Raw genomic sequence first — 11,930 nt, 5'->3', positions numbered from 1 at the left:
GGCACAACACACGCGGCGCCCGACAAAACCAGAATCATAATGAAGGGCCACAGGAGCAACCATGGATACCCAACGAAGGTCCGGAGAAGAGGGGCCCGCCCCCTTCCGCAGCAGTCGATTCTTCTGCGTTGGAAGCAAGTGGTACTTTACCACGCGGGAAGGTTTCGACAGCGGGCCATTTGCGTCCCGCGACCGAGCGGAAACTGGCTTGCGGCGGTTTCTGAACGTGGTTCGAATGTTACCCGAAGAACCTCAACTGCACTGACGCTCCAGACGCAGGTCAGACTCAGTTGCCATAACTGCGACTCATGCGGCAATCGGCAGCAACCAGCGGTCGATGCCGTACACGCACGCCAGTGCCATAAATCCGGCCACCACATCATCCACCATGATTCCCAGGCCACCGGGCAAACGCTCGTCCAGCCAGTTTATCGGCCATGGTTTCACCACATCAAACAGTCTGAACAGCGCAAACGCCATCAACACACCATAAATATGATCGGGAAACAGGCCCAGCGCAATCCACATACCGACAAACTCGTCCCAGACGATGCCACCGTGGTCATGCACCTTGAGATCATCCGCCGTCTTTCCGCAGAGCCAGATACCCACCAGAAAGGCGACAAACACGACCATCCAGTAAGCCGTTGCGGGCAACCAGGCAAAAGCATACCAAACAGGAATAGCCGCCAGGCTTCCCCAGGTTCCCGGGGCACGCGCCATGGCGCCACTACCGAAACCGAAGGCCAGAAAGTGCACCGGGTGCTTCAGGAAACCGGGCGGTAAGATCGGAACGGGTAAATCGGGTTCCGGCAGTCGCTCGTTGTCGCTCATCTGTTACTCCTGAAATGGTCAAACCCCGCATCCCTGGCAAGTGCTTCCTCGCCATCCGGGCCCAAAATACGCAGCCCCCGCGACGCATCAATGTGACCTACTACCGTCAACGCTTCACGAACCCTGCTGCCTGCATCCACCCATTTTTCCCTCGGAATGGTGACACAGAGCTCGTAGTCGTCACCGGAATACAGCGCCTTACTGGCAGCATTGGTGCCCGCCAGGCGCCTCAGGGCCGGAGATATCGGCAGGCAACTGGCATCCACGACCGCCCCCACCTCAGACGCATCGAGGATATGCCCCAGATCCGCGACCAGCCCATCCGAGACGTCGATAGCGGCTGACGCACATCCGGCAAGTGCCATACCCAGGGACAAGCGCGGAGCAGGACGATGATAACGCGCCAGCACCGAAGCAACGTCTCCTTCCGGGCATTCCAGCTCCAGATAATCGAGCGCCTGGCCGGCATCTCCCAAGGTTCCGGACACACAGACAAGGTCGCCGACATTCGCACCACCTCGGGTCAAAGCCCCGCCGCGGGGAACGGTTCCATGCACCTGAATACTCAGGGTCAGCGCCCCACGGGTAGTATCCCCGCCGACGAGGGACAAGCCAAAGGCACGGCTGGCCTGAGAGAGCCCCCGCGCGAACGATTCGACCCAGGTGTCATCGGATTGCGGCAGAGTCAACGCCAGGGTGAAACAGACTGGGGAGGCCCCCATGGCCGCGAGATCACTAACTGCGGCGGCCAGAGAACGCCAGGCAAGGTTTTCGGGGTTGTAATTGAGGGGAAAGTGAACACCTTCGACCATGGTATCGACAGAAAATACCAGGTCGTGTCCATCGGGAATCCGCTGAATGGCGCAATCGTCCCCTATTCCGAGAATGATGGCTTCGGAGCCAGCATTCCCGGAAAGGGGGCGAAAATAGCGCCGAATCAGCTCAAACTCACCCATTACCGTGAAGGGCGGGTCTCTGCGAGCCTCAGTCGGCGACTGAGCTTGTCCAGAATGCTGTTCACAAACTTGTGACCTTCCGTGCCACCGAAACGTTTTGCCATTTCGATGCCTTCGTTAATCACCACTTTATAGGGAACATCCAGGCGATGCTTAAGCTCGTATGCACCAAGGCGCACAATGGCCAGCTCGATCGGATCAACTTCACTGAGCGGACGATCCAGGAAAGGCTCGAGAATCTCGTCCAGCGCCTGCTGCTCACGATCAACGCCCCTGAGCACGTCACGGAAATACAGTAGATCCACTTTGCTCATGTCGTTGTCGACCATGAACTCAGCCTCTATGTCCGAGATCCGGCTTTTGCTGAAGTGGCGCTGGTATAACCCCTGCATCGCAAGAGCCCGTGCCCTGCGGCGGTCACCAGCCTTAGGTTGGCCGGTAGGCGCCGGCTGGGACGGATGGTCTTCGTTTGTGCTCATTACTCACCCAGTTTCTTGAACAGGCTTACCATTTCCAGTGCGGTAATCGCTGCCTCGGCACCTTTGTTACCTGCTTTGGTACCAGAGCGCTCAATGGCCTGCTCAATGGAATCCACGGTCAGCACACCGAAAGTCACAGGGACATCGGTATCCAGGCTCACCGCACCGAGACCACTGGAAGCTTCACCCGCAACATACTCGAAGTGCGGGGTTCCGCCGCGAATAACGGCTCCCAGTGCAATAATCGCGTCGTAGTTGCTGGTTTCAGCAACGCGCTTGACTGCCAGCGGCATTTCATAAGCGCCAGGAACACGAATGATGGCAATATCGTCATCAGAAATACCGTGGCGGCGCAGCGTGTCTACGGCACCTTCAACCAGGCTTTCCACAACAAAGCCGTTAAAACGGCCTACAACCAGTGCATAACGACCGCTGCACTGAGTAAAGTCACCTTCAATTACCTTGATATCTGCCATGCATGGCTCCTTCACGGGCCGGAGGACATAATGCTCCGGCCGGGTTAATCATTCTGGGGTGTAGGGAACGTACTCGACTACCTCAAGATCAAAGCCCGAAATAGCGGAGAATTTGACCGGCGGACTCAGCAACCGCATCTTACCGACACCAATATCCTTCAGAATCTGGGAACCTGTGCCAACCGTAAAGTAAACACCGGAACTGCCCTTGCCGGATGCCCCTTGTCCTTCATCAAAGAACTCGTGGATACGGTCTTCCAGGTTATAACTGTCTTCGGCACTGTTCAGCAACACAACAACACCCGCGCCGTCATTTGCGACTTTTTCCAGCGCGTGATGCAGCGGCCAGCTCCTGGAGTCCTTGCGACGGGCACCCAACAGATCCCTCAGCGTATCGGTAATATGGACCCGGACCAGTACCGGCTCATCGGGGCTGATATCACCCCTGACCATCGCCAGGTGAGTCGCACCCTGAATATTGTCACGATAGGTGCGTAGCTTGAACACACCGTACTCGGTGTCCAGATCATTTTCTTCCACGCACTCTACGGTACGCTCGTTCATCGTCCGGTAGTGGATCAGGTCAGCAATGGTTCCAATCTTGAGGTTGTGCTCTTCTGCAAAGCGCTCCAGATCTTCCCGGCGGGCCATGGAGCCGTCATCGTTCATAACTTCACAGATCACACCTGCAGGCTCACAGCCGGCAAGCGAAGCAAGATCACACGAAGCCTCGGTATGGCCTGCACGACTCAGAACACCGCCAGGATCAGACATCAGCGGGAAAATATGCCCGGGCTGCACCAGATCCGAAGCCTTGGCGTCGCGGGCAACAGCCGCCTGCACAGTGCGAGCACGATCGGCAGCGGAGATGCCCGTGGTAACACCCTCTTTGGCTTCGATCGACAGTGTGAACTTGGTGCCAAAGCCGGAGGCGTTTTGCTGCACCATCAGTGGCAACCCCAACTGTTCACATCGGGTGCGGGTCATTGGCATACAGATCAGCCCACGACCAAAGCGGGCCATGAAGTTGATATCGTCAGCGGTACAATGCTCCGCCGCCATAACCAGATCACCTTCATTCTCGCGGTCTTCATCATCCATCAGAATGACCATTTTGCCCTGACGGATATCTTCTATGATGTCTTCTACAGTGTTCAGTGCCATACGGATTTGAACCTTTCGGCGTGCCTGCTGGATGTCGCTGTGGGCAGGCCGTGAATTTAGAGATTACCGGCGCGCCAGGATCAGCCTTTGATCCTCACCCACCTGACGTCTGTCCAGCACCTTCCATTGTACTTTGTCTGCCATGCTATCCAGCGGCAGATAGGCGGTCGGCCGCCCGGTACTTCCAAGGAAGACCGGGGCCTGATAGAGCCAGAGTTCATCCACCAGTCTTTCGCTGATAAACGTCCCGGCCAGCGTCGGCCCCGCCTCAACTAACAATTCATTGATACCCAGCTCGCCCAACGAATCGAGGAGCTCGGCAACATCAATACCATTATCTTTCCACGCCACACCGGTGAGACTAATCCCCAGGGCAGCCAGATCCTGCGCAGGCGCAGTGGGTAACGCTGAAGATGCACAGAACACCTGCACATTGCCTCCTCGCAGGATCTTGGCGGCTGCCGGGGTTCGTGCGTCCCGGTCAGCAATAACCCGCAGAGGTTGCCGGGAGGGCTCAGTAGCCTCTCCGATATCCCCCATTTCATCACGACGTACCGTGAGAGAAGGGTCATCTGCCAGAACCGTGCCAACACCCGTCAGTATCGCATCACTCATAGCCCTCAGCCGCTGAACATCCTTCCGCGCCTCGGGGCCTGTGATCCACTGGCTTTCACCCGACGCCATGGCTGTTCTGCCATCGAGACTCGCGGCCATTTTCAGGCGCACCCATGGGCGCCCCGTCGTCATGCGTTTCATAAAGCCCGGGTTCAGTCGGCTGGCCTCGTCAGACAGCAAGCCCTCTGTCACCCTGATTCCGGATTCGCGCAGCATTTCCAGGCCGCGCCCGGATACGGAAGGATTCGGGTCTTTCGTTGCGGCGAAAACATGAGCAACGCCCGCATCAATCAACGCCCTGGCGCAGGGTGGCGTGCGACCAAAATGGCTGCAGGGTTCAAGCGTAACGTAAGCGGTTCCACCACGGGCGGCACCACCGGCCTGACTCAGGGCACGGACTTCAGCGTGGCCCTCACCAGCACGCTCATGCCAGCCTTCCCCCACAATGACATCGCCCTGCGCGATCACACAGCCTACCCGGGGATTCGGATGGGTCGAGTACCGGCCGCGCCAGGCTAGCTGTATGGCCCGCGCCATCATGGCACGGTCACGGTCGCTGATCATGCCTTTCCTTTTGATGAATGGTTGTCCGCGAGGGCCTTCGCAACATCGACTGCGTTCTCGCCACTGTTCGCAGACAGACGCTCGATCTCTTCCTTGAATTCATTGAGATCCTGAAAGCTCCGGTACACCGATGCAAACCGCACATAGGCCACCTTATCGAGCTGCCGCAACTCGGTCATAACTTCCTCACCAAGTTGCATGGACTTGATCTCCCGCTCCCCCGTCGCCCGCAAACGGTATTTGATTCTGTTCAGCGCAGCATCAATCTCCTCAATGCTGACAGGGCGCTTCTCAAGCGCCTTCATGATACCGGAGCGCAGTTTTTCTTCATCAAAGGGTTGACGGGTACCGTCCTGCTTGACCACCCGAGGCATGACCAACTCCGCACTTTCGAACGTGGTAAAACGCTCATGACAGGAGAGACATTCCCTGCGGCGACGCACCTGATCGCCCTCAGCCACCAGCCGGGAATCGATCACCTTGGTATCTGCTTCACCACAGAAGGGACAATGCATAATTAATAACTCCGGGGATTACCGTCAATTGCCCAGGTCTGGGCAATTGACGGTGAGACTTACCAGACGGTTAGCCGTATACCGGGAAACGCGCGCACAGGGCTTCAACCTGCTCGCGGACACGGGCGTTAACAGCTTCGTCTTCAAGATTATCCAGAATATCGCAAATCCAGCCAGCCAGCTCACGGCTCTCGACCTCGCCGAAGCCACGGGTAGTGATCGCCGGGGTACCGATACGGAGACCCGAAGTCACGAACGGGGAGCGTGGATCGTTCGGAACAGCGTTCTTATTTACGGTGATGTGAGCACGGCCGAGGGCTGCGTCAGCATCTTTACCGGTGATGTCCTGCTTGATCAGGCTCAACAGGAACAGATGGTTCTTGGTGCCACCGGAAACCACGTCGTATCCACGCTCGATGAAAACTTCGGCCATGGCAGACGCATTCTTCACAACCTGCTGCTGGTAGGCCTTGAATTCATCGCTCATTGCTTCCTTGAAGCAAACTGCCTTGGCAGCAATCACGTGCATCAGAGGACCACCCTGACCACCCGGGAACACCGCGGAGTTCAGCTTTTTCTGGATATCCTCATCGTCACACGCCAGGATCAGACCACCGCGGGGCCCACGCAGAGTCTTGTGAGTGGTGGTAGCAACAACGTGAGCATGGGGAACCGGATCCGGATAAACGCCAGCGGCAACCAGGCCTGCAACGTGCGCCATGTCAACAAACAGGTAGGCACCGACCTTATCCGCGATCTCACGGAAGCGGGCAAAGTCCAGCTCCTGAGAGTATGCAGAGAAGCCTGCGATGATCATTTTCGGTTTGTGCTCAACCGCCAGAGCTTCTACTTCGTCGTAATCGATCAGGCCGGTTTCCGGGTTCAGACCATACTGCACGGCATTGTAGATCTTGCCCGAAAAGTTAACGCTGGCGCCGTGAGTCAAGTGACCACCGTGCGCGAGGCTCATACCAAGAACGGTATCGCCCGGCTTGACCAGCGCCATGAACACAGCAGAGTTTGCCTGGGAACCCGAATGAGGCTGAACATTGGCGTAAGCAGCGCCGAACAGTTCTTTGGCGCGGTTGATAGCCAGCTCTTCAGCAATATCCACAAACTCACAACCACCGTAGTAGCGCTTTCCAGGGTAGCCTTCAGCATACTTGTTGGTCAGCACACTGCCCTGGGCTTCCATAACCCGGGGGCTGGTGTAGTTCTCGGAAGCGATCAGCTCGATGTGAGCTTCCTGCCGCTTCTCTTCCGCCTGCATGGCGTTCCAGAGCTCGTCGTCAAAACCGGCGATTTTCATTTCACGATTAAACATGGATGCGGTGCCCCTGTGTGCTTGGCTGGCCCGGAGAGCCCTGAACAGGTCCTCAGGCTCCCTGAAAAATTGGGCCGCTATTCTATCTTACAAATGGGTAAAAAATCATCCTTTAAACCGCACCACGCGCCTCAGGAGAAACCGCCATACCGCTTTATCCCGGTTTCTCCTCAATTGCTATAGCTTGCCGGTTTCGCTACCTTACGGGGCTAATTCAAGAGTTACTTTTTCCTACCTCCGATTACAACAGAGGATGCAGCCTGTTATGGCCCAGTATGTATACACCATGAACCGCGTGGGCAAAGTGGTTCCGCCCAAGCGTGAAATCCTCAAGGACATCTCCCTGAGCTTCTTCCCGGGCGCCAAAATCGGCGTACTGGGTCTCAACGGTTCTGGTAAGTCCACCCTGCTTCGAATCATGGCCGGTGTTGACCAGGACTACATCGGCGAAGCCAGACCTCAGCCAGGTATCAACGTCGGCTACCTGCCCCAGGAGCCCGAACTGGATGATGCCAAAACGGTTAAAGAAGTGGTTGATGAAGCCGTTTCTGGCGTTCACGACGCGCTGGCAGAACTAGACAAGGTTTACGCCGCCTATGCCGAACCGGATGCTGATTTCGACGCACTCGCCAAGAAACAAGGCCAACTCGAAGCCTACATCCAGGCAACCGACGGCCATGATATTGAGCGGAAAATGGAAGTTGCGGCCGATGCTCTCCGCCTGCCGGCCTGGGATCAGATGGTAAAAAACCTCTCTGGTGGTGAGCGACGCCGTGTCGCCCTGTGCCGCCTGCTACTGTCCGGACCCGACATGCTGCTGCTGGACGAGCCAACCAACCACCTGGACGCAGAATCCGTTGCCTGGCTCGAGCGCTTCCTCCACGATTATAACGGTACCGTGGTTGCCATCACCCACGACCGCTACTTCCTGGACAACGTTGCCGGCTGGATCCTGGAACTGGACCGGGGGCACGGCATACCGTTCGAAGGCAACTACAGCCAGTGGCTGGAGAACAAAGAGAAGCGACTGGAGATGGAAGCCAAGCAGGAAGCTGCCCATCAGAAAGCCGTCAAGCACGAGCTTGAGTGGGTTCGCTCTAATGCCAAAGGCCGCCAGTCCAAGAGTAAGGCCCGTCTGGCACGCTTTGAAGAGATGAGCTCCCAGGAATTCCAGTCACGCAACGAGACCAATGAGCTTTACATCCCACCCGGACCGCGTCTGGGCGACAAAGTTATTGAAGTGGATAGCATCAGCAAGTCGTTTGACGACCGTCTGCTTTATGAGAACGTATCTCTCAACGTTCCACAGGGTGCAATCGTCGGCATCATCGGCGGTAATGGCGCAGGTAAATCCACTCTGTTCCGCATGATCGCCGGCAAAGATCAGCCTGATGCAGGGTCAATTACGGTCGGTGAAACCGTTCAACTGGCCTACGTTGACCAGATGCGTGATCTGGACGGCAGCAAGACCGTGTGGGAAGAACTGAGTGACGGCCAGGACATCATCAAGGTTGGCAACTACGAAACACCGTCCCGCGCCTATGTTGGCCGCTTCAATTTCAAAGGCACCGATCAGCAGAAGCGTGTTGGCGACTTGTCTGGCGGTGAGCGCAACCGACTCCACCTGGCCAAGTTGCTCAAAGAAGGCGGCAACGTGTTGCTGCTGGACGAACCGACCAACGATCTCGACGTCGAAACCCTGCGCGCCCTGGAAGAAGCACTGCTCAACTTCCCCGGATCCGCACTGGTTATCTCGCACGACCGGTGGTTCCTCGACCGTGTCGCCACGCACATCCTGGCCTTTGAGGACGATGGCGAAGTGGTTTACTTCGAAGGTAACTTCAGCGAATACGATGAAGACCACAAGAAGCGTAAAGGCGATTCAGCCATGGTGCCCCAGCGCATGAAGTACAAGAAACTGGCATAAGCCATAGAGGGTCAGACGGTTAACTGTCTGGCCCTTCTTGTATCCCTCTCCCATCCGGACGTTCCTGATCTCCTATGGCAAAAGCTAAAACTGCGTTTGTATGCACCGAATGTGGTGCCGATTATTCCAAATGGCAGGGCCAGTGTACGGCTTGCCAGGCCTGGAACACCATCAGCGAAGTGCGGGGCATCAGCAGCAATGCAAAAGGTGCCCGGGGCGCCCGATTCGAGGGGTTTGCCGGCAGCCTTGCGGAAGTACAGAGCCTTGATGACGTCAGCCTCGCGGAACAGCCCCGAATCAGCACCGGGATGCAGGAGTTTGACCGGGTTCTGGGCGGCGGCCTTGTAGAAGGGTCAGCCGTACTGATGGGAGGGCACCCCGGCGCAGGCAAAAGTACACTATTACTCCAGGCGGTCTGCCACCTCGCAGCCAGCACTCCGGCACTGTACGTGACTGGCGAGGAGTCATTGCAACAGGTCGCCATGCGCGCAAAACGCCTTGGCCTGCCAACCAAAGACCTGAAAATGCTTTCTGAAACCAGTGTCGAACGGCTAATGCAGGTAGCCGAGGCTGAAAAGCCCCGAATACTGGTGGTAGACAGCATCCAGGTGATGCACGTGGCCGATATTGAATCGGCTCCCGGTTCAGTGTCCCAGGTCCGTGAGAGCGCCGCCTTCCTGACCCGCTTCGCCAAACAGACCGGCACCATCCTGTTTCTGGTTGGCCACGTCACGAAAGATGGCAGCCTGGCTGGCCCGAAGGTGCTGGAGCACATGATTGATTGCTCGATTCTGCTCGAAGGCTCCAGCGACAGCCGCTACCGGACACTCCGGGGCATCAAGAACCGCTTTGGCGCCGTCAACGAGCTGGGTGTTTTTGCCATGGTGGAACAGGGGTTGAAGGAGGTCAAAAACCCCAGTGCGATCTTCCTCAATCGGGGAGAAGAAGCCGCTCCCGGTAGCGTGGTGATGGTGGTATGGGAAGGCACTCGCCCGATGCTGGTGGAGATCCAGGCTCTGGTCGATATGGCACAGGGCAGCTATCCGAGGCGGGTGGCCGTCGGCCTCGATCAGAACCGGCTTGCGATGCTCCTGGCAGTTCTTCACCGCCACGGCGGCATGCATGTGGCCGATCAGGATGTGTTTGTAAATGTCGTCGGCGGAGTCAAAGTCGCCGAGACCAGCGCCGACCTGGCACTGCTGGCCTCAATCGTCTCGTCCTTCCGGGATCGGGCCTTGCCGCAGGATCTCGTTATCTTTGGCGAAGTGGGACTGTCCGGAGAGATTCGGCCAGTACCCAGTGGGCAGGAGAGAATCTACGAAGCCGCCAAGCACGGTTTTACCCGCGCCCTAGTGCCAAAGGCCAACGCACCGCGGAAGGCGATAGAAGGGATGAAGGTTATTCCAGTGACAAAACTGAGTGAGGCGCTTACGGCCCTTGAAGATCTGTAAGTCCGCATTTATTCGAGTTAACGGTCATGCTGGCTGAGATCACTTCACTCAATCAAGTGCGCAAATTCGCGTTCAAGCAACGTCTGATCACCCAGATTCAATTCGACAAGGCGCTTGAGGTGAGTCGCACTCTCCAGATCAATGTACTGGCACTTAAACCCAAGCCGATGGGCTTCAATGTGGCGCAATTCAACCGCCATCACAATGGCTGCTTCGTGATCATTCAAGTGAATAATCACCTCACTGGGCTGCTTTAACGGCACATCCCATCCCTCCGGCCGCTTGACCAGAACGCCTTTCAACGAGATATCGAGTACTTCCGTAGTCCACACATGGTCGAGACAGTGCAGTTCGCACGGGGCATCGAATTCGATGCGATGAAATCGACGCTTTTCAGACGGCTTGGCGGTCAAGTGGTTACTCCTGTTTACCGGTCTTGTTTTACGTGACTATAGACCGGACAGAATACAACATCCACCAGAACTCACTGGTGATAAGCGGAACTCAACTCCACCACAGACTCAATAAACGCCCGCGCATGCTCAGGGTCCACATCCGGCGTAATACCATGCCCGAGATTGAAGATATGCCCGGTTCCATTGCCAAAGCGACGCAGAATATCGGCTACTTCCTCTCGAATACGCTCTTTCGGTGCATAAAGCATCGCCGGATCCATATTGCCCTGCAACGCCACACGATCACCCACTCGAGCTCGGGCGTTGCCAATATCCGTCGTCCAGTCCAGACCAACCGCATCAGCACCGGAATCAGCAATGGATTCCAGCCACTGGCCGCCATTTTTGGTGAACAAGATGACCGGAATTTTCCGTCCTTCATGTTCACGAATCAGACCATCGACGATCTTCTTCATGTAACGCAGGGAAAACTCCTCATAGGCCCAACTGCTCAGGACACCACCCCAGGTATCGAAGATCTGGAGCGCTTGAGCGCCAGCTTTCACCTGACCGTTCAGGTAATCAATAACGGAATCCGCCAGGTGATCCAGCAACTGGTGCATCACGTCTGGCTGCCCGTACATGAGCTTCTTCGCCTCGCGGAAATCCTTGGAGGAACCACCCTCAATCATGTACGTTGCCAATGTCCAGGGGCTGCCCGAGAAGCCGATTAGCGGCACGCGGCCGTTAAGCTCACGACGAATGGTGGACACCGCATTCATCACGTAGTCCAGATCAACCTCAGCGTTCATTTTCGGCAAAGCCGCCACGTCCGCTGCAGAGCGGATCACATTCCTGAACTTGGGCCCTTCCCCGGTTTCAAAGTACAACCCCAGCCCCAAGGCATCAGGGATAGTCAGGATATCCGAGAAGAGGATGGCAGCATCCAGCGGATAACGCTCTAGTGGCTGCAGAGTGACCTCACAGGCCAGAGGAGTGTTCTTGCACAAACTGAGGAAATCACCGGCCTTGGCCCGTGTGGCCCGGTATTCAGGGAGATACCGTCCGGCCTGTCGCATCATCCATACCGGAGTACGGTCAACGGGCTGGCGCATCAGGGCGCGCAGGAAACGGTCATTTTTCAGCTCGGTCATAATGATTCCAGCGGTCTCAGTCTGTAAAGGATGTTCAATAATTCGGGGAGCCATAATACCCCGTTTGCAGCAATAA

At 56.7% G+C, this 11,930-nt stretch carries 13 protein-coding genes; 3 read left to right on the top strand and 10 right to left on the bottom strand.

What is annotated here, in order from left to right; genetic code table 11:
• Positions 1-61 precede the first annotated feature (61 nt).
• Positions 62-265 (top strand): DUF6316 family protein, encoded by a 204-nt coding sequence (locus tag FWJ25_RS19755; RefSeq protein WP_149601288.1) that lies wholly within the window; start codon positions 62-64, stop codon positions 263-265.
• A gap of 41 nt (positions 266-306) precedes the next feature.
• Here the strand turns inward: FWJ25_RS19755 and FWJ25_RS16095 are convergent, their stop codons facing one another.
• The 8 genes from FWJ25_RS16095 to glyA all read right to left on the bottom strand — a co-directional run bounded on the left by FWJ25_RS16095 (position 307) and on the right by glyA (position 6,927).
• Positions 307-834: a phosphatidylglycerophosphatase A family protein gene (locus tag FWJ25_RS16095; RefSeq protein ID WP_149601287.1), complete on the bottom strand. Its 528-nt coding sequence runs from the start codon at positions 832-834 to the stop codon at positions 307-309.
• Positions 831-1,790, bottom strand: a complete 960-nt coding sequence (thiL, locus tag FWJ25_RS16090) for a thiamine-phosphate kinase (RefSeq protein ID WP_149601286.1) — start codon at positions 1,788-1,790, stop codon at positions 831-833. The genes FWJ25_RS16095 and thiL overlap by 4 nt, the downstream gene beginning before the upstream one ends.
• Positions 1,790-2,269: a transcription antitermination factor NusB gene (gene nusB / locus FWJ25_RS16085; protein WP_149601285.1), complete on the bottom strand. Its 480-nt coding sequence runs from the start codon at positions 2,267-2,269 to the stop codon at positions 1,790-1,792. The genes thiL and nusB overlap by 1 nt, the downstream gene beginning before the upstream one ends.
• On the bottom strand, positions 2,269-2,745 hold the full coding sequence (gene ribH / locus FWJ25_RS16080; RefSeq protein ID WP_149601284.1) for a 6,7-dimethyl-8-ribityllumazine synthase: 477 nt from the start codon (positions 2,743-2,745) through the stop codon (positions 2,269-2,271). The genes nusB and ribH overlap by 1 nt, the downstream gene beginning before the upstream one ends.
• Positions 2,746-2,793: 48 nt before the next feature.
• Positions 2,794-3,909, bottom strand: coding sequence for a bifunctional 3,4-dihydroxy-2-butanone-4-phosphate synthase/GTP cyclohydrolase II (gene ribBA, locus FWJ25_RS16075; protein WP_149601283.1), 1,116 nt, complete (start codon positions 3,907-3,909; stop codon positions 2,794-2,796).
• 63 nt (positions 3,910-3,972) lie between these two features.
• On the bottom strand, positions 3,973-5,088 hold the full coding sequence (ribD, locus tag FWJ25_RS16070; RefSeq protein WP_149601282.1) for a bifunctional diaminohydroxyphosphoribosylaminopyrimidine deaminase/5-amino-6-(5-phosphoribosylamino)uracil reductase RibD: 1,116 nt from the start codon (positions 5,086-5,088) through the stop codon (positions 3,973-3,975).
• Positions 5,085-5,603: a transcriptional regulator NrdR gene (gene nrdR, locus FWJ25_RS16065; RefSeq protein ID WP_149601281.1), complete on the bottom strand. Its 519-nt coding sequence runs from the start codon at positions 5,601-5,603 to the stop codon at positions 5,085-5,087. The genes ribD and nrdR overlap by 4 nt, the downstream gene beginning before the upstream one ends.
• Positions 5,604-5,673: 70 nt before the next feature.
• Positions 5,674-6,927 carry a serine hydroxymethyltransferase gene (glyA, locus tag FWJ25_RS16060; RefSeq protein WP_149601280.1) on the bottom strand — a complete coding sequence of 418 codons (1,254 nt, stop codon included), beginning with the start codon at positions 6,925-6,927 and terminating at the stop codon, positions 5,674-5,676.
• A 265-nt stretch (positions 6,928-7,192) separates the two neighbouring features.
• Here glyA and ettA point away from each other — a divergent pair, with 265 nt between their 5' ends.
• Both ettA and radA read left to right on the top strand, forming a co-directional pair.
• Positions 7,193-8,854: an energy-dependent translational throttle protein EttA gene (ettA, locus tag FWJ25_RS16055; protein ID WP_149601279.1), complete on the top strand. Its 1,662-nt coding sequence runs from the start codon at positions 7,193-7,195 to the stop codon at positions 8,852-8,854.
• Between the two features lie 74 nt (positions 8,855-8,928).
• Positions 8,929-10,305, top strand: coding sequence for a DNA repair protein RadA (gene radA, locus FWJ25_RS16050; protein WP_149601278.1), 1,377 nt, complete (start codon positions 8,929-8,931; stop codon positions 10,303-10,305).
• A gap of 44 nt (positions 10,306-10,349) precedes the next feature.
• Here radA and FWJ25_RS16045 read toward each other — a convergent pair whose 3' ends face one another.
• Positions 10,350-10,718, bottom strand: coding sequence for a PilZ domain-containing protein (locus FWJ25_RS16045; protein ID WP_149601277.1), 369 nt, complete (start codon positions 10,716-10,718; stop codon positions 10,350-10,352).
• A 71-nt stretch (positions 10,719-10,789) separates the two neighbouring features.
• A complete protein-coding gene (hemE, locus tag FWJ25_RS16040) occupies positions 10,790-11,854 on the bottom strand; it encodes a uroporphyrinogen decarboxylase (protein ID WP_149601276.1) in 1,065 nt (354 codons plus the stop codon).
• Positions 11,855-11,930: the final 76 nt, after the last annotated feature.

The sequence above is a fragment of the Marinobacter salinexigens genome (assembly GCF_008370345.1).
GTDB classification, from domain to species: Bacteria; Pseudomonadota; Gammaproteobacteria; order Pseudomonadales; family Oleiphilaceae; genus Marinobacter; species Marinobacter salinexigens.
This window is presented reverse-complemented; position numbering and strand designations above follow the sequence as displayed.